The sequence below is a fragment of the Paractinoplanes rishiriensis genome (genome assembly GCF_016862375.1).
In the GTDB taxonomy this organism is placed as follows: domain Bacteria; phylum Actinomycetota; class Actinomycetes; order Mycobacteriales; family Micromonosporaceae; genus Actinoplanes; species Actinoplanes rishiriensis.
The window spans coordinates 1-19,520 of record NZ_BOMV01000017.1; the positions used below are offsets into that span (position 1 = coordinate 1).

Here is a 19,520-nt window from a genome sequence, read left to right on the forward strand (position 1 = left end):
ACATCCCCCTCCACAGCCGCGCCCGACGGCCGCTGATGTATCGCTGTGCGCTACAAATGCGGGGATGAGAGCTTCCCGCCGTACCCTCCTCGGTGTCGCTTTTGCCGCACTCACCGCTAGTTGCGGACGTGGCCCGGACCCCGCGGGCGCCGGCACGGCACCGCTCGAGGTGGGCGTGCTCTATGCCGGGCTCACCTATCCGGCGGGATTCGGGGCCGGGGTGCAATATGCGACACACCGCACCAACCGGATCGGTGGCCGGAGTGTCGCCGTGCAGTGGGTCGACGACCAGGGCGATCCGGAGGTCGCCACGGCAGCCGCCGAACGGTTGATCGCGCGGGGTGTCCGGGTGCTGGCGGGCGGTAGCACTTCGGAGGTGGCGTTGCGGCTCGCCACATTGGCCGCCGCGCATCGCGTCCTGTTCATTTCCGGGCCGGCGGAAGATGACACAATTACCGGCGTCAATAGATATACGTTCCGGTCCGGCCGGCAGGCATATCAGGATCTGCTCGCTCTCCGGGCCGTGGCCGGCACCTTGAAGAATGCTCTGCTGGTCGCCCCTTCGCCGGACGCACTCGCGGCGGCGGCTCCGGTCTTCGGCATTCCCGGCGTGGTCGCCCCGCCGGACGCGAAGGGAATCGATCAGCGGCCCGACCAGGTGATCGTGCTGCCCGGGCCGTGGCCGGCGGCGTTCTGGGAGACGCTGGTCCGGGATCATCCCTCGGTTTTCACCGTTCTCGGCGCGCGCAGCACGTGGCGCGACTACGGCACCGCCGGGAGTGCGCTCCGCCTGGCCGGCTACTACTTCGACGGCGCCGAGAACAATTTCGCGTCCCGGCAGATGCGCGCTTTCGCGCCCGGCCGCCGCAGCGACCTGAGCCAGCCGGCCGGTTTCGTCGGCGCGCAGCTGGTCGTGCGCGCCCTCCAATACGGCCCCGACGACGTGGACCGGATGATCGCGGCGCTGGAGGGTTTCGAGTTCAGCTCGGCGAACGGCTTTCCGCTACGGGTACGGGCCGAGGACCACGCTCTGGTGCAGCCGATGTTCCAGGCGTGGCTCATCCCGGTCGGAACGGGATACAGCGCCATCACCGCCGCCAAACTGGACGCCGCCGTGGTCGCCCCGCCGCCGGTCCGCGCTCAGTGGCGATGACCGGCGACGTCGACCCGGAAGGAAAGCGCCGGCCCCGGATTCGGTGAGGTCTTGCGAGCCAACACGTAGCCGGGCGATTCCAGGCGCAGATCGAGCCGGTGGAACATCCGCGCCATGGTGACCAGCATCTGCACGTCGGCGAGCGTCTTGCCGAGACAGACATGTTGCCCGCGTCCGTACGGCGAATAGGCGCCGGTCTGCAGATGCTCGGCGCGCGGCTTCTCATACCGGTCAATGTCGAACCGCATCGGATCCGGAAAGAACTCTTCCAGAAAATGCGGCACCGTGGTCCCGATGTAAATCGTCTCGCCCGCGCTTATCCGGTGGCCCTGGAAGGTGAAATTCCGGGTGGCCGTACGCATTTGCACCACCGCGACGGGATAGAGCCGCATGGTCTCCATGAGCGCTCCCCGAATTGACGGGATGCCACGGAGATCGCGCTCGGTGATGCTGGGCCGCGCGAACAATTCGGCCGCCTCCTGCTGCACCCGCTGGAGCACGCCGGGGTGCTTGAGCACCGCATAGACCATGGCCGCGGTCGTGTTGGCGACGGTGTCCATCCCGGCGACGTAGGGGCCGGTCGCGCAGATCAGCAGGTCGCTGTCGGGCATCGCGGTGGGGCGTTCCCGGTTGGCGCGCATGAGGTCGTCCAGGAGGATGGCCGGCTTGATGCCCGGGGCGCTTCCCGGGGCCGCGCCCGGATCGGCACCCGCGGCCACCCGGGCACGGTCGGCGATCATCCGCTCGCTCAACTCGAGCACCCGCCGACGCGCACGCCGGTACCGCGGATCGCGCAGCAGCAGCCGCGGCCGCTGCCTGGTGACCAGCACGTTGATGATGTACGTGGTGGCCAGCCGGATGTCCGCCACATATTCCGGCCGGGCGGCGCCGGTCATCAGCTCACCCAGCTGATCGGTCACCAGCGTCTGCATCGACCGCAACACCGGAACAGTCGTCCCCGGCCGCCAGGAGCGGTCGATGTTCCGGTCCGTGATCGCCACCAGCTCGTCGAGCCGGTCCGCGATCGCCTCCCGTGAGTAGCCGCGCCGCATGATGTCGCGCAGCTCCTTGTGCGACGCGCCGTCCTCTCCCGGCAGCGTGCGGGTGGCACCGTACTCGTCGACCAGCCCGCTCCAGAATTCCCTGGAACGCAGGCTCTCCCGGCCTTCCTGCGTGCCCAGGAACTCCGCCGCCTCCGGCCCGGCGAGCACCGCCTGCTCCCGCCCGAGCACCCGGATGCGGAAGACCGGACCATGCTCCCGATAACAGTCCACAAAGAACTGAGCAGGGTCCTTCGCCATCCGCAACGCGTTGCCCAGTACCGGATGCCCGCGCACCACCGGCGTCTCCACGCAACGCATAGTATCCATCCGCACCACTGTTAGCGACCCCGTCGGACCCCTCCGCTACCGTGGGATGGTGAAGTCGGCGCCGTCGCGAGTCCTGGTCTACGGGGTCACCGGGTCCGGGAAGACGACGCTGGCCCGGCAGCTCGGCGAGCGGCTGGGAGTGCCCTGGCACCCGGCCGACGATCTCGCCTGGGAACCGGGCTGGGTGCTCGTGCCGAATGAGGTCCAGCGCCGGCGGGTGGCGGCCATCTGCGCCGGCGAGCGCTGGATTCTCGACAATGCGTACGGCTCCTGGACCGACATCCCGCTGCGCCGGGCCGATCTGGTAATCGGGCTCGACTATCCGCGGTGGTTGTCGCTGGGCCGCCTGCTGCGTCGCTGCGCCCACAATCTCGTCCGCCGGACGCCGGTCTGCAACGGCAACGTCGAGACCTGGCGGCAGACTTTCTCGCCCGACTCCATAGTCGTGTGGCATTTCAAGTCGTTCAAACGCCGCCGGCGACGCATGCGGCAATGGCAGGCAGAGCTGTCCGAGCCGCGGATCCTCCTCTTCCGATCGCCGGGTGCGGTCACCGCATGGCTGCGCGGCCTCCGGTGACGACGCTGAGAATTGGCGCCTGCCAGACCCCTGAGCTGCTGGGCGACCCGGACGCGGCCCTCGATCTGATCGCCGGTTTCGCCCGGCACGACGTGGATCTGCTCCTCTTTCCCGAGTGTTTCCTGCAGGGTTATCTGGTCACCGCCGAGCACGTCGAGAGGTGGGCGATCGACCTGTCCTCGGACGCTTTCGCGGCGATCCTCGACAGGCTGGCCCCGATCCGCCAGACCCTGGTTCTCGGCTTGATCGAACGGCGCGGCCCCCACTTCTTCAACACCGCCGCGGTGATATCCGGCGGCCGCTTCCTGGGCGCGTACCGCAAAGTGCATCTGGTCCCCGGTGAATTGATTTTCACCCCGGGGGACGCCTATCCGATTTTCGAAAGCGGTGGCGTCCGTTTCGGCATCAACATCTGCTTCGACGCCCGATTTCCCCGCGCCGCCGCAGCCGTGGCCGCCCAGGGCGCAGATCTGCTCGTGGTGCCGGCGCAGAACATGATGCGACGCGTCAACGCCGCTCGTTGGCAAGGGCGAAACATCAAGATCGGAGCAGAGCGCGTACGCGAGACAGGCCTGTGGCTGGCCCTGGCCGACGTCACCGGAGAACGCGGCGAAGACCGCATCGGACTGGGCCCGACCTGCGTCATCAACCCGGACGGGCAGGTCGTGACGCAGGTCCCCGATGGCAGCACCGGCATCGCGATCGCCGAAATTGTCGTACCGGCCCGCTAACGCCTGCTACCGTCGCGTCACTTATCCACAACTGCACACCATGCACAGGGACGAAGGGCGGGATCACACCTGGAGGCAGGTCGTGTTCCGCCCGTTTTCATGGGTTTTACGCACTCAAGGCGCCCCGGTCCCCCTGCTGGCAACCTTCGTGGGCTCTCTGCCGATCGGCATGCTGACCCTCGGCATTCTGCTGCTGGTCCGCCAGACAACCGAGTCGTACGCCGTAGCCGGCACCGCCGCCGGGGCGTTCAGCTTCGGTAATGCCCTGGGCCTGCTGATCCAGGGCCGCCTGATCGACCGCCACGGCCCGGCCCGGGTTCTGCTGACCGCCGCGACGTTGTGCCCCACCCTGCTGGTGACGCTCACCGTGACGATCACGCAGCACGCCGCCGCCCCGCTGCTGATAACCCTGGCCGCGGCGTCCGGCGCCACCCTCCCCGCCACCGTCACCGGGATGCGCGTGCTGTGCCCACGCCTGCTTCCCGACCCCGGCGACCGGACAGCCGCCTATGCGTTGCTGGCCACCCTGTTCCAGGTAGCCATGGTCACCGGACCCCTGCTGGTCGCCGCCCTGGCGCTGACCGGCACCGCAACCCCGGTCCTGCCCACCGCGGCCGCCCTGACCGCAGCCGGCGGTCTACTTTTCGCCACCGCACCCGCCGTCCGGGCCTGGAGTCCGCCGTCGACCACGCGCCCGGCCGGCCGAATCCGGTCAGCGATCCGCACGCCGGTGGTCACTCTCGTGCTGGGCACCTTCGGCGTCGGCGCCGCGACCGGCATGCTCACCGTCGCGGTCGCCGCGGCCCGGCCCGCGCTCGCCGGTTTGCTGTTCGCGGCCTTCGCGGCCGGCGAGCTGCTGGGCGGCCTGGTCTACGGCGGCGTTCGCTGGACCTTGCCGAACCCTGTCCGACTCATCGTGGGCCAGTGCGGGATGTCAGCGGCGGTAGCCCTGCTCGCGCTGTCCTCGGGCACCGGCTGGCCGATGCCGGCGTCGATGCTCCTGATCGGTGCGCTCACCGCCCCGGCCGCGATAGCCGGCTCGGCGCTGCTGGACGACGTGGTGCCGCCGGGTTCGCTGGGCCGCGCTTACACCATGCTGGTCGCCGCCGGCCTGATCGGCGTCGCCGCCGGCAATGCCACCGCCGGCCGCCTGGCCGGCGACACCCGCACGACCTTGCTCCTGACCGCGGTCACCTTGAGCGCCGTCGCCGCCTGGACGCTGGCCCGCCGCCGGACGCTGGTATCGCAAACAACCTGATGACGACACTGCCGGCGACCGGCCACAGCGCCGGGTTACCGGCCCGGCTGCCGCGCAGGTCGTCGCCGCCGGTCGCGCGCAGGAAGACGGCCGGCGAGCCGGGTTAGCGTGCAAGACGGCCGCGCAGGTCGTCGCCGCCGGTCGCGCGCAGAGAGACGGCCGGCCGAGGCGGTTAGCGGGCAAAGACGACCGCTGCCGGCCCGTCGAGCCGGCGTCCGGATCGCCGGACGGGCGGGCTCAGGCCGCGGAATCGACTCCGACCGTGACGCCCGGAATGTCATCCGGATAGATCGCCACCCGGTTCCGGCCGGCGTGTTTCGCCCGGTAGAGACACTCGTCGGCGCGGCCTAGCAGGGTGCCGACGTCCGAGTCGGTGGCCGCCAGATAGGCGACGCCCACACTGATCGTTACCGGGAGCGGACCGGCGACGGTGTCCACCGGCGTCTCGGCAATCGCCGCCCGCAGCCGCTCGGCGACGATCGGAGCGGCGTCGCCGGCATCGGGCAGGACGACGGCGAACTCCTCACCGCCGTAGCGGCACACGACATCGCCGTCGCGAATGCCGTCGCGCAAGCGGGCGGCCACCGTCCGGATGACATCATCACCGGCCTGATGGCCCCACGTGTCGTTGATCCGCTTGAAGTGGTCGATATCGGCCATGATCACCGCCAACGGCTGCCTCCCGCCGCGGGCCTCGGCCAGCTCGTGCCCGGCGATCTCCATGAAGTGCCGCCGGTTGGCCACCTGGGTCAGGCCGTCGATGGTCGCCAGTTGACTGACCTGGCTGAACAGCCGGGCGTTCTCGTAGGCGACCATGCTCTGCGCGATGACGGCGGCGAGGATCTCCACCTGCGCCGGCCCGAAGGCGTCCGTCTGATCGCTCGCCAGCACCAGGAAGCTCACCGGCTCGGCGCGCACGGACAGCGGCATGCACAACCAGCTGGCCAGAGGTACGTCCGCGTCGATGAACGCGGCCGTCCACTGGTCGTCCGCACTCGCGGTGACGCCGCCGCCGGAGACGTCCGCCCCGACGCTCTCGTCCGGCGGCACGAGCCAGGCGCGGCTCGCGCCGACAAGTCGCTGGGCGGCTGCGGTCAGCGTTTCCAGCACGACGTCCGGGTCCAGCTTTCCGCCGACCTCGTTCATCGCTACCCGGAGCGTGTCGGCGAGGTCGCGCTCGCGCGCAACGGTGGCGACCGTGACCTCGAGCTGAGCTGCCCGGGCCGTCTCCAGCGCCACCGCCACCTGGTTGGTGATAGCGGTGAGAATGTCGGACGACCGAGGGTTTGCCGGCGGATTCGAGGCACTTCACCGCGGCGGGGCAGGCGACATCGGGGCAACGGGGCACCGGGGCAACGGGGCAACAGGGCACCGCGGCACCGCGGCACCAGACGAGACGTCCACCGAGATCGTCCGGGCGACGAGCGGCCAGGCCGGCCGCATCTGCGGCCACCGCCGGCCGCTACTCGTTGCGTTTGACGGCGGCGTCCCAGCCGGTCACCTCGCCGGCCGTGCGCTCGCGCGGGCCCACGTAGTCGGCCGACGGGCGGATGATTTTGGCGAGGCGCTTCTGTTCGAGGATGTGGGCGCTCCAGCCCGCCGTCCGCGCGCACGTGAACATGGGGGTGAACATCTCGGCCGGGACCTGGGCGAAGTCGAGCACCACCGCGGCCCAGTACTCGACATTCGTCTCCAGGATCCGGTCGGGTTTGCGTTCGCGCAGCTCGGCGAGGGCGGCCTTCTCCAGTTCGCGGGCGGCCTCGTAACGCGGGGCGCCCAGCTCCAGCGCCGCCTCGCGCAGGATCGTGGCGCGCGGGTCCTCGGCCCGGTAGATCGCGTGACCGAAACCCATCAGGCGGCGGCCGCTGTCGAGGAGTCCTTTCACGTGCGCCCTCGGGTCCTTGCCGCCCTCGACCGCCTCGATCATGCCCAGCGCGCGGGCGGGCGCGCCGCCGTGCAACGGGCCGGACAGGGCCGCGGCGGCCGCCGACAGGCACGCCGGCACGTCGGCGCCGGTGCTGGCCACGACGCGAGCCGCGAAGGTTGACGCGTTCATGCCGTGTTCCGCCGTGCAGATCCAGTAGCGGTCGATCGCGGCCACGTGCCGCGGGTCCGGCTCGCCCTGCCAGCGGATCATGAAGCGTTCGGTGGCGTTCCGTCCCTCGTCCACGCGCCGTTGGGGCACCGCGGGCAGGCGCGCTCCACGGGCGGACTGGGCCACGTACGACAACGTCATCACCGACGCCCGGGCCAGGTCCTCCCGCGCCTGGTCCTCGTCAATGTCGATCAGCGGTCGCAGACCCCAGTACGGCGCCAGCATCGACACCGCGGCCTGCACGTCGACCCGGATGTCGCCCGAGTGCACCGGAATCGGGAACGGTTCAGCAGCGGGCAGGCCGCGCCCGAAATCACCGTCGGCGAGCAGGCCCCACACGTCGGCGAAGGACACGCGTCCGGCCAGCTCACGAATGTCGACGCCGCGATAGCGCAACGCCCCGCCGTCCCGGTCGGGCTCGGCGATCTCGGTGTCGAACGCGACGACACCGGCCAATCCTGGGTTGACTGTCAACATGACATCAACATGTAACGTCGCAATATTGATGTCAACATTGATCCAGTCAATATGAGAGCATCTCCACATGCACCCCGACTCCCCATTGCTGACCACCGACGACGTCGCCCACCGCCTCGGCGTCAAACCCACGACCGTGTATGCCTACGTCAGTCGCGGCCTGCTCCCCAGCAGGCGCAACGCCGACGGCAAGGGCAGCCTCTTCGCCAAGCACGACGTCGACGCGTTCGTGGCCGCCCGCAAGCGACCCACGACGCCCGGCATCCAGACCGGCATCACCCTGATCAAGGACGGCAACCTGTACTACCGGGGCCGCGACGCCTGCGTCCTGGCCCGCACCGCCTCGTTCGAAGCGGTCGCGACCCTACTCTGGGCCGGCGACCTGGAGCACGTTGATCTCGCACCGAACAGGTCGGTCCAAGATCTCGCCGGCCAGGTCATCGCCCCGCTCCCGCTGTCCGCCCGCACCACCGACCGGCTGCGCGTGATCGTCGCTGCGGCCGCCGCAGCCGACCCGCTCCGCTTCGACACCAGCGCCGCCGCCGTGATCGCCACCGGGCGCGCGATGCTGGCCACCATGGTCGCGTCGCTCCCATTCGCCAGCGGCGTCACACCGATGGCCGTGTACGAGCGGGAGAGTGCCGGCACCCGCCCGCTCGCCGAGGTACTCTGGCACCGCCTCACCACTGAGCCGCCGCGTCCCGCCGACTACGAGGTGCTCAACTCCGCGCTGGTCCTGCTGGCTGACCACGACATCGCCGCCTCGACCCTGGCCGCCCGCGTCGCCGCGTCGACCCGTGCCCACCCGTACGCGGTCGTCAGTGCTGGTCTTGCCGCTCTTGACGGGCCCTACCACGGCGCACAGAGCGGACTGGCCCACGCGCTGCTCACCGAGGCGATGACCAGGAAGGACCCGGTGGCGACAATCGCCGACCGCCTCCGCGTGGGCGGCACGATCCCCGGCTTCGGCCACCCGCTCTATCCCGACGGCGACCCGCGCGCCGGCACACTGCTGGAGATGCTCGCCCCCGGCCCGGTCCGCGACACGGCGACCGAAATAGCCCAGGCGATGAGCACGCGCCCCAACATCGACTTCGCGACGGCGGCGCTGGCGCTGCACTACCGGATGCCGGCCGACGCCGGCGAGGCGATCTTCGCGGTGGCCCGCACGGCCGGGTGGCTGGCGCACGCTTTGGAGGAGTACGGCGATCGCCCGGGCCGCTTCCGCCCGACCGGCCAGTACTCCGGCGCCGAACCCGGAACCCCGACCGGCTGACCCGGCACAGAACCCCGGAACCCGGAACCCGACCGGCCGACCCGGCACAGAACCCCGGAACCCGGAACCCGACCGGCTGACGCCGGGGCGGAATGCCCCGGCACCGGCCCCGCCGCCCCTAGGCTCGGCGCGTGACGGATCCGCGCGTCAAGATGTGGAATCACCTGCTCTCCACGCCGAGACCGTTTCTGGTCGAAAGGCTGGAGATCACCGAGTCGGAAGCGTTCGCCGATCAGGTGGTGCACCTCGACTCGGCTACCGTGCTGGCCGGCAGCCACGGCGGCGGTAAGAGCCTGTTCCTCGCGCTGCTGGAGGCGATCTTCGGCGCGCAGATCGGCAGCCCGCCCTACGTCGGCAGCCAGCGGCACGGCGATCCGGGCGTGGAATGGGCGGACGGCAAGGTGCGGGTCACGGTGCGGCGCGGCGACGAGCGCCTGACCCGTCTCATCGACCTCTCCGAGTCGGCCGAGCAGCGGGAGGCGGCGTGGAACGGCACCTTCGCCTACGACCGCTGGACCACCCGGATCACCGCCGCCGAACTGGCGAGCGGCCTCGAGTTCTACGTTCAGGAGTTCGACCCGAACTCCTACGGCGACCACCGGCGCTACACGGCCGCGGAGCTGTCGGCAGTACGCAACATCCTGGGCCGCAGCTACCGGTCGGTGGATGTTCTGACCCTCCTGCTGGGCGGCAGCTGGCATGCCCCGTTCGTCATCGCGAAGGAGATCGCGAAGGAGATCGCGAAGGAGGACGACCGGATCGTGACCAGCACCGTGATGAGCCTCGGCGAGTCCTGGGTCCATCAGACGATCTGGGAGTTGCACCGGATTCCGGAGGGCACCGTGGTGACGATCGACGAGCCGGAGTCCTACCTGGCCACCAAGGGCCAGCGCCCGTTCATCGACGAGATCGCCCGGCAGGCCATGCGCAGCAAGTCGCAGCTGATCATCGCCACGCACTCGCCCGACATCCTGTCCCGGTTCCCGATCGCCCACACGAGGATGTGCATCCGGGACACTTCGGACGGCAGGGTCCGCATCGTGCAGCCCGCCTCGCCCGCCGAGATCCACAGCGCCGTCGGCATACGCGCCGACCTGCGCACGATCGTGCTGGTCGAGGACGACTTCGCGGCCACCGTCCTGCGGGAGATCCTGGGCAGCGTCAACGCGGACGCCGCCGGCATCGAGATCGTTCCGGCCGGCGGCAAGGACAAGGCGATCGCCGCGGCCGACGTGCTGCGGCGCACCGACCGGCTGCGCTGCTTCGCCGTCCTGGACGCCGACCAGCGCGCCCGCTGCGACGGCCGGACGATCCACGCGCTCCCCGGCGACAGCGATCCGGAGCGCGAGCTGCTGCGCCATGCCACGGAGTTTCCCGAGGCGGTGGCCGCGGCGCTCGGGCGGCCGGCCGACACGATCCGGTCGGCGCTGGTGGCCTGCGAGTTCGTCGACCACCAGTACCAGCTCGGCACCTTCGCACGGCACGTCGGCGTGGATGTCGCCTTTGTGACCGGAGTGCTGATCCGGGGCTGGCTGCCGCGGGTCGCCGGGCAGGCGACCGCGCTGGCGGACACAATCGCCGGATGAGCGTGCGGATCGTGCACCTGAGCGGGGCGGCCTTCGACGCGCTGGCGGCCGGGGACCTGACTGCCGCCAACGCCGTCAGCCCGGTGCCGCTGTCAGCGTATCTCGCCGGCCCCGAGTGCCGTGCCGTCTGGCTGATGCGCAGCCGGCAGGCCGCGGCCGACCCGGGCAGCGCGGCCTGGGTGACCGGCGTCATCTGGGACGAGACCCACCAGCGGGCGGTCGGCCGGGCCGGTTTTCACGCGCCTCCCGATGCCGCCGGGATGGTCGAAATCGGGTACGCTGTGGACTCCCGATACCGGCGTCAAGGCTATGCGCGGGCCGCTCTCGAAGCGCTGCTCGACCGTGCCGACCGTGACCCGAGCGTTCGCACCGTGCGGGTCAGCATCCGGCCCGACAACCTGCCCTCGTACCGTCTCGCAACGCAGTACGGCTTCGAGCAGGTCGGCGAGCAGTGGGACGACGAGGACGGGTTGGAGATCGTCTACGAGCGGCCGCGCCGGGCTCGCACGTAGTCGTCCACCACGTATCGGCCCAGCTCCTCGGCGTCCGGGCTGAACACCCGGCCTCCGTTGCGGGCCGCCACCGCTCCCACGAACCGCTGCAGGCCGGGGTCCTCCCCCAGCATGAAGAAGTTCAGGGTGGCGCCGTACCTGGTCAGGTGATCGACCTCCTGCACCGTGGCGCGGATCGTCTCGGGCAGCGGCGGCCACCAGAAGTAGGACTCGCCGTCCTCGAGGTGCGCCGTGGGTTCGCCGTCGGTCACGACCAGCACGACCGGCTCCGAACCGGGGTGTTTGCGCAGGTGGCGGGCGGCCAGGTGGAGGGCGTGCTGCAGGTTCGTGCCCTTCTCCGCGGTCGGGTCGATGGCCGCGAGCTGGCCCTGGGAGAGCTCCGACGCGTACTTGCCAAAGCCGATGATCTGCAGCGAGTCCTGCGGGAACTGGGTCGCGACCAGGTGCGACAGGGCGAGCGCCGTCTGCTTCATCGGGCCCCACCGGCCGTCCGCGTACATCGAATACGACAGGTCCACGCACAGCGCGACGGCGGCCGAGGCGCGACGTTCGGTTTCGGCAACTTCAAAATCTTCGGGCTTGAGCCGTACGGGTAGAGCCAGCCCGCCCCGGCGCACCGCGTTGCCGATGGTGCGTACGACGTCCAGGGGTTGCTCGTCGCCGAACTCCCAGCGCCGCGAACTGCCGATCAGGTCGCCGGCCGCACCCGCGTCGCGCAGGTCGTGCTGACCGCGACGCTTGCCGGCCAACTCGTCGAAGACGCGGGCCAGGGCGGTCCGGCCGAGCCGGCGCAGCGCCTTGGGCGACAGGGTCAGGCCCTCGGCGTCCCGGGTGACCCAGCCCTGCCGGGTGAGTTCCCGTTCGAGTTCGCGCAGCCGCCGCACGTCGTCGGCCGCACCCCGGCCCAGCTGGCGTTCCACCGCTTCCACGTCCACGTCGTCCAGCGTGGCCCCGGGGTGTTCCTGCCCCAGCTGGTCGAGCAGTTCGTCCAGGTCACCGATCTCGCCGAGGGCCGCGGTCGCGTCGGAGTACCCGAGATCGTCCGGTCCCCGCATCCGCTCGCCGCGTCCCCAGTTCAGCTGCGGCCGCAGTGCCCTCAGGTTGTCGGTGAGCTCGGCCAGCTGCCCCCGCAACGGGCCGTCACCGAGCGCCTCGTCCATCAGCCGGGCCAGTTCCTCCTGCTGCTGCGGGCTCAGCGACCGCATCAGCCGCTCGGCCGCCGCCGCCCGCCGGGCCAGCGAGTCGATCAGTTCCTCGATGTTGCGCGGGTTCTCCGGGAAGAACTGGCCGTGCTTCCCCATGAACTCCCGGAACGCGTCCGCGGTGTCCTCGCCCCGGGCATGCTTCGCCAGCAGCGCGTTCAGGTCGGTCACCATCTCGGCGACACCGGACAGGTCGCCGTTGGCCAGCGCCTGTTTCATCCCGGCGAACCGCTGCTCCACCACCTCGCGCCGCAGCCCGTCGAGGATCTGCTGGTAGAGCTGCCGGGCCTCGTCCGAGGCCCACGAGTACGACCGCAACTCCTGGACGGCCCGCGACGTCGACCGGGGCAGGTTGTCCAGGACGGCCTCGGCGAAGCGGGCAGCGTCGTCGTCGGGACGTCGCCGCAACTCGTCCCGTTCCGCCGCCAGCGCCTGGTCCAGCAGCTGCTGGGCACGCGTCACCGCACCGTCGAGGTTGCCCCGGCGCAGTGCCTCCCGCCGCAACCGCCGTGCCCGGTCCCGCAGCTCATCGAGCCCGCGACCCTGCCGAGGGCCACGCCGCACGAGGTCGCGCAGCACGTCACGCAGGCTTTCGCCGGTGAGCACCCGCTCGCCGACCTCGTCCACCGCCGCCCGCACGTCATAGGGCGGCGCCAGCGGATCCGGCCCGTCCCGCCAGGCGCCGTACCGGAACCGGTTACCGGTCACGGTCAGCTCCCGTAGAGCGTGCGGCCGTCATCGGTCAGCTCCTTGGCCAGCCGCCGGGTGAGGTGCAGCCCCTCCAGCGCGAACTCCACACCCGACGCCGCCTGCCCCGGGCTCGGCGCGTCTCCCAGTCCGAGCCGGTCCAGCACCTTGGCGAGCCCCGGCACCGGCCCGATCTGCCCCAGCAGTTCCTCGGCCGACACCAGGTCACCGGTCTCGATGATCGCGCCCTCGGCGACCAGGTCGGTGAAGCCGGACAGGTCGAGACCGGCAAGCCGATCGCGGAACGTCTCGGCCGTGGCCACCCGCAGCAGATGCGCGAGGACTTCGGTCTCCCGGCCCTCTTCGCCGCTCTCGAACTCCACCTTGCCGCGCAGGGTCGAGGTGACCGAGGCGGTGTCGCAGATCCGGGCCACGGCCTCCCGTTCGCCGCGCAACCCGGCCCGGCGCAGCGCGGACGCCGCCACCGTCTCGGCCGCCGCGATCGCGAACCGCGCCGAGATGCCGGAGCGCGCGTCGATGGCCGGCGAGTCGCGCACCGCCCGGGTGTACCGGGCCAGCACCTCGATCAGGTGGTCCGGCACCGACGCGACCAGCCCCGCCTCCTGCCGGACCAGCGCGGTCTCCAAGGTCAGGTCGACCGGGTAGTGGGTGCGGATCTCGGCTCCGAACCGGTCCTTGAGCGGCGTGATGATCCGCCCCCGGTTCGTGTAGTCCTCCGGGTTGGCCGACGCCACCAGCAGCAGGTCGAGCGGCAGCCGAAGCTGATAGCCGCGCACCTGGATGTCCCGCTCCTCGAGCACGTTGAGCAGCGAAACCTGAATGCGCTCGGCCAGGTCGGGCAGCTCGTTGACCGCGAAAATGCCCCGGTTCGTCCGCGGGACCAGTCCGAAGTGGATGGTCTCCGGGTCACCCAGCGCCCGCCCCTCGGCCACCTTGATCGGGTCGACGTCGCCGATCAGGTCGCCCACGCTGGTGTCCGGGGTCGCGAGCTTCTCGCCGTACCGCTCCGACCGATGCAGCCACGAGATCGGCAGCAGATCGCCGGTCTCCGCAGCCAGCCGCCGCGACCCCGGCGTGACCGGCTGATACGGATGTTCGTGCAGCTCAGACCCGGTGATCACCGGCGTCCACTCGTCGAGCAGACCGACCAGCCCACGAATGAGCCGCGTCTTGCCCTGCCCCCGCTCCCCCAGCAGCACCATGTCGTGCCCCGCCAGCAGCGCCCGCTCGACCTCCGGCAGCACCGTGTCGTCATATCCCACAATGCCCGGAAATCGCGGAGCACCGGAGCGCAGCCGCGCGAGCAGGTTGTCGCGCAACTCCTCCTTGACCGTGCGGAACTCGTGCCCCGAGGCCCGCAGCTCCCCCAGCGTGCGCGGAAGATCGGTTGGTGGCGTGATCGCGTTACCGGCGTCTGTCACTGCAAGAACGCTACTCCTTTCTAAGGGGTACGCGTCGGCACCGTCACGGGCCCCGCAGCGGCCGCCCCCATCCCCCAGCGCACCCCCGGCGGGCAGCCAGACCAGCGATACACCCACAGCTCAGCGCGAGTGCCCTCAACGCACAATGGCGTAGGACGGTAGCGTCCGGTAATGAACGAGCGTCCGGTATTGAACGTCACCGTGTGGAAAGGGCCGGGTGGATCGATTCCGGCCGTCCTGGTTCACGGCACGTTCAGCTGGGCGACGCTAGCGTTCGAGCACCAGCGTCCCCTCGCGCGCGGACGCACACTGCTGCTCCCCGACCGCCGTGGTTTCGGTGCCAGCCCCGACCTGAACGGCGGCGGCGAGCGTGATGTGACAAGCGACTACGCGATTGACGCGGTCGACATCAGCGAACTGCTGGGTGACGGCGCCCACCTGGTCGGCCACTCCTATGGCGGCACGGTCGCCATGCTCGCGGCCGCTGCCCACCCCGACCGGGTCGTGTCCCTGACCCTCGTCGAACCGTGCGCTCATACTACCGCCGCGGACGAGCCGGTGGTGGCCCGGGCCATCGAGGACGGGCGCCGGTTCATGGCCGGCGCACGCCTCGGCACGCCCGGGGAGTACATCGATCTGGCGTACGGTGGGCGGCCCCGGCCCGAGCCGGCGGCGTGGCTGCTCCGCGCGGCGCATACGGCGCTGCATGAGCGGCCCTGCTGGCTTGCCGAGCTGGCGACCGAGCCGGTCCGGGATGCGCCGTATCCGAAGCTGGTGATCACCGGTGACTGGGCTACGGCGCCGGACGGCTACCTGCCCGGGATGGCGACCCTGATGCAGACGATCTGCACGCGGGTGGCCGACCGTATCGGGGCGCGCCTGGTGCGCGTCCCCGGGGCCGCGCACGAACCGCAGCGGGAACGGCCCGCGGCATTCAACGACCTGCTGACCGAGTTCTGGTCCGCCACGTGAGCAAGGATCAGTGGCATGACGACGATCGAGCGGTACACGGCGTTCAGCACCGACCCGGCCGGCGGCAACCCGGCGGGAGTGGTTCGCGACGCGGCGGGACTGGACGACGCCGGCATGCTGGCCATCGCCGCCGGTGTCGGCTATTCGGAAACCGCCTTCGTCACCTCGGCGGACGGGAACGGGCGCTACCGGGTCCGGTACTTCAGCCCGCTGGCCGAGGTCCCGTTCTGCGGTCACGCCACGGTCGCGACGGCGGTGGCGCTGGGCCCCGGCACGCATGTCTTCCAGACCAACGCCGGCGACGTCCCGGTGACCGTCGACGAGGCCGGTCAGGCCACCCTGACCAGCGTGGCCACCGCCGTGACCGAGCTGCCCGACCTGGACGCACTGCTGGCCGCCCTGCGCTGGGCCGCTTCCGACCTGGACGACTCCCTGCCGCCGCGGGTGGCCTACGCCGGAGCGTTCCACCCGGTCATCGCCGCCGCGACCCGGTCCCGGCTGGCCGACCTGGACTACGACGTCCCGGCCTTGACGACCCTGATGCGGTCCCACGACTGGACCACCATCCAGCTGATCCACCGCACCGCTGCCGACGCGTTCGACGTCCGCAACCCGTTCCCGGTCGGCGGCGTCTACGAGGACCCGGCCACCGGCGCGGCGGCCGCTGCTCTCGGCGGTTACCTGCGCGCGCTGTCGCTGGTCCCGGAGTCCGCCACGATCCACCTGCGCCAGGGCGACGACATGGGCCGCCCGAGCCGCATCACCGTGCGCCTCTCCCCCACCGTCCCCGGCGCCCGGGTGACCGGCCACGCCGTCCCGATCCCGGCGTAGCGGGTGGCGGAAAAGCGCTTGAGCCGCCGCATAGGATAATTCTCCGAGATGAGCGCCACGATGATCGCCCGGGAACTTGCCGCTGGGCACGGCGACCGCACTCTCTTCGCCGGCCTCGATCTGGTCGTCGCACCGGGCGACGTGATCGGGCTGGTGGGGGTCAACGGCGCCGGCAAGACGACACTGCTGCGGACGCTGGCGGGACTGGTGCCGGTGGAGAGCGGGACCATCTCGCTCAGCCCGCCCACCGCCAACGTCGGCTATCTGCCGCAGGAGCGGGAACGCCGGGCCGGCGAGACGGTCCGTGACTTCCTCGCCCGGCGCACGGGGGTGGGGCCGGCGCAGGCCGCGCTCGACGCCGCCACCGAGGCGCTGACCGAGGGGCGCCCGGGCTCGGACGACGCCTACTCGGCGGCGCTGGAGCGGTGGCTCGACCTGGGCGGGGCCGACCTCGACGAGCGGGCCGAGCAGGTGGCCGCCGAGCTGGGGCTGGCGGTGGCGCTCGACCACCCGATGACGGCCCTGTCCGGTGGGCAGGCGGCCCGGGCGGGAATGGCCTCGCTGCTGCTCAGCCGGTTCGACATCGTGCTGCTCGACGAGCCCACCAACGATCTCGACCTGGACGGCTTGGCGAGGCTCGAGGGCTTCGTGGGAGGGTTGCGGGCCGGGACCGTGGTGGTCAGCCACGACCGGGAGTTCCTCACGCGTACGGTCACCAAGGTCCTGGAACTTGATCTTGCTCAGCAGCAGGTCCGGTTCTATGGCGGTGGGTACGCCTCGTATCTGGAGGAGCGGGAGCGGGCCCGACGGCACGCGCGCGAGCAGTACGAGGAGTATGCGGAGAAGAAGGACGATCTGCTCGAGCGGGCGCGGATGCAGCGGGCCTGGATGGAGAAGGGCGTCCGCAACGCGCGGCGCAAGGCCACCGACCCGGACAAGCACGTCAAGCACTTCCGCGGCGAGACCAGCGAGAAACAGGCGGCCAAGGCGCGGCAGACCGAGAAGCTGATCGAACGCCTGGACGTGGTCGAGGAGCCGCGCAAGGAGTGGGAACTGCGGATGGAGATCGCCGCGGCGCCGCGGGCCGGTGCGGTGGTGGCCTCGCTGCGGGACGCGGTGGTGCGGCGCGGCGACTTCACGCTCGGGCCGGTCAGCCTGCAGATCGACTGGGCGGACCGGGTGGCGATCACCGGCGCCAACGGGTCGGGCAAGACCACTCTCCTCGGGGCTGTACTCGGCCGCATCCCGCTCGATTCGGGGGAGACACATCTCGGGCCGGGCGTCGTGGTCGGCGAGGTCGACCAGGCGCGCGGGCTTTTTCTCGGTGAGCAGCCGCTGCTGACCGCGTTCGGGCTGGCCATGCCGGAGTTCCCGGACGCCGAGGTCCGGACGTTGCTGGCGAAGTTCGGGCTGCGTTCGCAGCACGTGCTGCGGCCCGCCGCGACGCTGTCACCGGGCGAGCGCACCCGGGCTGCCCTCGCGCTGCTCCAAGCGCGCGGGGTCAACCTGCTCGTGCTCGACGAGCCCACCAACCACCTCGACCTGCCCGCGATCGAGCAGCTGGAGTCGGCGCTGTCCAGCTACACCGGCACGCTGCTGCTGGTCACCCACGACCGGCGGATGCTGGAGGCGGTCAGTACCGACCGCCACCTCGAGGTGACCGACGGCAAGGTCACCGGATAGACAACGGCTCGCTGAGCGGGCCCTCGTTGCCCGAGCGGTCGAGGCCGCTCAGGCAGTAGACCGCCGCGCCGGCCGGCGGTTTCGGGTCGGCCACCTGCGTGCCGGAGCGGCCGGTCGCCACCAGTGCCGCCGCGGTGCCGGACACCCGGTACAGCGCCCAGCTGGCCGCCGCCGGACCGGGCGTGGACTCGGCCGCGAAGTGCAGCGACCCGTCGGCGGCGCGGGACGTGCCGGTCAGCCTGGGCGCGGGCGGGGGCGCCGCGGGCAGTTGCGGCATGACCGGCAGCAGCGCCGGCGCCGCGTAGTGCTTGTCGCGGTACCGGGTGGCCGAGCCCAGCCGGTCGGCCCGGATCTGCTTGGCGCTGAAGTGCACCTCGCCCTGCACGCCGGCCTTCCGGTCGAGGGCCAGGTGGCGGTCGAGTTCGGCCGGGTCGCTCCAGGCGCCCTCCTCGCCGACCCGGTAGTCGGCCTGGCCGATGTAGAGCTGCACCCCGCTGTCCTTGACCAGCCTGGTCCACCACGGCAGCAGCTTGGCGTAGTCGGCCTTGTCGAAGCCGATGTGCCAGTACAGCTGCGGGACGATGTAGTCGAGCCAGCCCTCCTGCACCCACTTGCGGGTGTCGGCGTAGATCGCGTCGTACGCCTCCAGGCCCTTGCTGTCCGAGCCGTCCGGGTCGTTGGTCTTGTTGCGCCAGATGCCGAACGGGCTGATCCCGAACTTCACCCACGGCTTGAGCTCCTTGATCCGCTGGTCCATCTCGCGGACCAGGGTGTCCACGTTGTCCCGGCGCCACTGCGAGCGGGCCTTGCCCTTGCCCCACTTGGCGTAGCTGGCGTCGTCGGGGAAGTCCTCCCCCGCTTTCGGGTACGGGTAGAAGAAGTCGTCGAAGTGGACGCCGTCGATGTCGTACTTCTGCACCGCCTCGAGCATCGCGTCCTCGACGAAGCGCCGCGCCTCGGGGTTGCCCGGATCGAAGTAGAGCCGGCCGGTGCTGCCCTTGGGGTGGGCGATCGCCCAGTCCCGGTGCGCCCGCAGCGGATGGTTCGGCGCGAGCTGGGCGAAATCGGCGCCGGCGCCGCCGGGGGCCGGCTGCGATCCGCGGTACGGGTTGAACCAGGCGTGGAACTCCAGGTTGCGGGCGTGCGCCCGGTCGATCATCCAGGCCAGCGGATCCCAGCCGGGCGACTTGCCGTCGCGCTTGCCGGTGAGCCAGTCCGACCAGGGTGCGTACGCGGACGGCCAGAACGCGTCGCCGCTGGGCCGGACGTGCACGAAGATCGCGTTGTGCCGGTGCGCGGCGGCCAGGTCGAGCCAGCCTTCGTACTCCGCCTTGACCTGGGCCTGGGACAGACCCTTGCGGCTCGGGAAGTCGATGTTGAGGACCGTGGTGAGCCACATGCCGCGCAGCTGCCGGGTGGCCCGGGCGGGCAGATCGCCGCACCGGGCCGGCACGCCGGACACCCCGGGCGCGCCGGGCGGCGGCGACCAGGTGCCCCCGACCTCGGCCGGGTTGTAGGCCGCGGCCCGCAGCAGACCCAGGCCGAGCACCGCCATGGTGAACAGCACGGCGGCGAGGGCGAGCACGAGACGCATGGGCGGTCGGCGCGACAACATGGGGAACAGTCTGCCTTGCCGGTGCGACGGTTTTGCCCGCCGTAGAGTCTTCG

At 71.1% G+C, this 19,520-nt stretch carries 16 protein-coding genes; 10 read left to right on the forward strand and 6 right to left on the reverse strand.

Annotation, left to right across the window (positions count from 1 at the left end; genetic code table 11):
* Positions 1-64: 64 nt before the first annotated feature.
* Entirely contained in the window at positions 65-1,153 is a 1,089-nt protein-coding gene (locus Ari01nite_RS10685; protein WP_203781005.1) for an ABC transporter substrate-binding protein, read from the forward strand.
* On the opposite strand, the gene Ari01nite_RS10690 is transcribed toward Ari01nite_RS10685, so the two are convergent.
* On the reverse strand, positions 1,141-2,505 hold the full coding sequence (locus tag Ari01nite_RS10690; RefSeq protein WP_203781006.1) for a cytochrome P450: 1,365 nt from the start codon (positions 2,503-2,505) through the stop codon (positions 1,141-1,143). The two genes, Ari01nite_RS10685 and Ari01nite_RS10690, sit on opposite strands and share 13 nt — an antisense overlap.
* A 67-nt stretch (positions 2,506-2,572) precedes the next feature.
* Here Ari01nite_RS10690 and Ari01nite_RS10695 point away from each other — a divergent pair, with 67 nt between their 5' ends.
* The 3 genes from Ari01nite_RS10695 (at position 2,573) to Ari01nite_RS10705 (ending at position 5,089) form a co-directional block, all read left to right on the forward strand.
* Positions 2,573-3,100 carry an AAA family ATPase gene (locus Ari01nite_RS10695; protein WP_239162645.1) on the forward strand — a complete coding sequence of 176 codons (528 nt, stop codon included), beginning with the start codon at positions 2,573-2,575 and terminating at the stop codon, positions 3,098-3,100.
* Positions 3,079-3,831 (forward strand): carbon-nitrogen hydrolase family protein, encoded by a 753-nt coding sequence (locus Ari01nite_RS10700; protein WP_203781008.1) that lies wholly within the window; start codon positions 3,079-3,081, stop codon positions 3,829-3,831. Before Ari01nite_RS10695 ends, Ari01nite_RS10700 begins: the two co-directional genes overlap by 22 nt.
* Before the next feature lie 148 nt (positions 3,832-3,979).
* Positions 3,980-5,089 (forward strand): MFS transporter, encoded by a 1,110-nt coding sequence (locus Ari01nite_RS10705; RefSeq protein WP_203781009.1) that lies wholly within the window; start codon positions 3,980-3,982, stop codon positions 5,087-5,089.
* A 237-nt stretch (positions 5,090-5,326) separates the two neighbouring features.
* Here Ari01nite_RS10705 and Ari01nite_RS10710 read toward each other — a convergent pair whose 3' ends face one another.
* Both Ari01nite_RS10710 and Ari01nite_RS10715 read right to left on the reverse strand, forming a co-directional pair.
* Entirely contained in the window at positions 5,327-6,334 is a 1,008-nt protein-coding gene (locus Ari01nite_RS10710) for a GGDEF domain-containing protein (protein ID WP_203781010.1), read from the reverse strand.
* 217 nt (positions 6,335-6,551) lie between these two features.
* A complete protein-coding gene (locus Ari01nite_RS10715; protein WP_203781011.1) occupies positions 6,552-7,661 on the reverse strand; it encodes a citrate synthase 2 in 1,110 nt (369 codons plus the stop codon).
* Positions 7,662-7,728: 67 nt separating this feature from the next.
* Here Ari01nite_RS10715 and Ari01nite_RS10720 point away from each other — a divergent pair, with 67 nt between their 5' ends.
* The 3 genes from Ari01nite_RS10720 to Ari01nite_RS10730 all read left to right on the forward strand — a co-directional run bounded on the left by Ari01nite_RS10720 (position 7,729) and on the right by Ari01nite_RS10730 (position 11,035).
* A complete protein-coding gene (locus tag Ari01nite_RS10720) occupies positions 7,729-8,937 on the forward strand; it encodes a citrate synthase family protein (RefSeq protein WP_203781012.1) in 1,209 nt (402 codons plus the stop codon).
* Positions 8,938-9,068: 131 nt separating this feature from the next.
* Positions 9,069-10,523: an ATP-dependent nuclease gene (locus tag Ari01nite_RS10725; protein WP_203781013.1), complete on the forward strand. Its 1,455-nt coding sequence runs from the start codon at positions 9,069-9,071 to the stop codon at positions 10,521-10,523.
* The gene (locus Ari01nite_RS10730) at positions 10,520-11,035 is read left to right on the forward strand and encodes a GNAT family N-acetyltransferase (RefSeq protein ID WP_203781014.1); all 516 of its coding nucleotides are present in this window, start codon (positions 10,520-10,522) and stop codon (positions 11,033-11,035) included. Before Ari01nite_RS10725 ends, Ari01nite_RS10730 begins: the two co-directional genes overlap by 4 nt.
* Here the strand turns inward: Ari01nite_RS10730 and Ari01nite_RS10735 are convergent.
* Both Ari01nite_RS10735 and Ari01nite_RS10740 read right to left on the reverse strand, forming a co-directional pair.
* Positions 11,005-12,945, reverse strand: coding sequence for a vWA domain-containing protein (locus tag Ari01nite_RS10735; protein ID WP_203781015.1), 1,941 nt, complete (start codon positions 12,943-12,945; stop codon positions 11,005-11,007). The two genes, Ari01nite_RS10730 and Ari01nite_RS10735, sit on opposite strands and share 31 nt — an antisense overlap.
* 2 nt (positions 12,946-12,947) lie before the next feature.
* Positions 12,948-14,366, reverse strand: coding sequence for a sigma 54-interacting transcriptional regulator (locus tag Ari01nite_RS10740; RefSeq protein ID WP_203781016.1), 1,419 nt, complete (start codon positions 14,364-14,366; stop codon positions 12,948-12,950).
* Positions 14,367-14,537: 171 nt separating this feature from the next.
* Here Ari01nite_RS10740 and Ari01nite_RS10745 point away from each other — a divergent pair, with 171 nt between their 5' ends.
* From Ari01nite_RS10745 to Ari01nite_RS10755, 3 genes are read left to right on the forward strand one after another with little or no spacing between them, the layout of a single operon-like run.
* Positions 14,538-15,338 (forward strand): alpha/beta fold hydrolase, encoded by an 801-nt coding sequence (locus tag Ari01nite_RS10745; protein WP_203781017.1) that lies wholly within the window; start codon positions 14,538-14,540, stop codon positions 15,336-15,338.
* A 15-nt stretch (positions 15,339-15,353) separates the two neighbouring features.
* Positions 15,354-16,169: a PhzF family phenazine biosynthesis protein gene (locus Ari01nite_RS10750; protein ID WP_203781018.1), complete on the forward strand. Its 816-nt coding sequence runs from the start codon at positions 15,354-15,356 to the stop codon at positions 16,167-16,169.
* Positions 16,170-16,217: 48 nt separating this feature from the next.
* Positions 16,218-17,852 (forward strand): ABC-F family ATP-binding cassette domain-containing protein, encoded by a 1,635-nt coding sequence (locus tag Ari01nite_RS10755; protein WP_203781019.1) that lies wholly within the window; start codon positions 16,218-16,220, stop codon positions 17,850-17,852.
* Here Ari01nite_RS10755 and Ari01nite_RS10760 read toward each other — a convergent pair.
* A complete protein-coding gene (locus tag Ari01nite_RS10760) occupies positions 17,842-19,467 on the reverse strand; it encodes a glycoside hydrolase family 10-like protein (RefSeq protein ID WP_203781020.1) in 1,626 nt (541 codons plus the stop codon). The two genes, Ari01nite_RS10755 and Ari01nite_RS10760, sit on opposite strands and share 11 nt — an antisense overlap.
* Between the last annotated feature and the right edge of the window lie 53 nt (positions 19,468-19,520).

Coding starts and splice junctions, on each gene's coding strand:
- Ari01nite_RS10685 (WP_203781005.1), top strand. CDS start 65: ATGAGAGCTTCCCGCCGTACCCTCCTCGGTGTCGCTTTTGCCGCACTC.
- Ari01nite_RS10700 (WP_203781008.1), top strand. CDS start 3,079: ATGGCTGCGCGGCCTCCGGTGACGACGCTGAGAATTGGCGCCTGCCAG.
- Ari01nite_RS10715 (WP_203781011.1), bottom strand. CDS start 7,661: ATGTTGACAGTCAACCCAGGATTGGCCGGTGTCGTCGCGTTCGACACC.
- Ari01nite_RS10720 (WP_203781012.1), top strand. CDS start 7,729: ATGCACCCCGACTCCCCATTGCTGACCACCGACGACGTCGCCCACCGC.
- Ari01nite_RS10730 (WP_203781014.1), top strand. CDS start 10,520: ATGAGCGTGCGGATCGTGCACCTGAGCGGGGCGGCCTTCGACGCGCTG.
- Ari01nite_RS10745 (WP_203781017.1), top strand. CDS start 14,538: ATGAACGAGCGTCCGGTATTGAACGTCACCGTGTGGAAAGGGCCGGGT.
- Ari01nite_RS10750 (WP_203781018.1), top strand. CDS start 15,354: ATGACGACGATCGAGCGGTACACGGCGTTCAGCACCGACCCGGCCGGC.
- Ari01nite_RS10755 (WP_203781019.1), top strand. CDS start 16,218: ATGAGCGCCACGATGATCGCCCGGGAACTTGCCGCTGGGCACGGCGAC.
- Ari01nite_RS10760 (WP_203781020.1), bottom strand. CDS start 19,467: ATGTTGTCGCGCCGACCGCCCATGCGTCTCGTGCTCGCCCTCGCCGCC.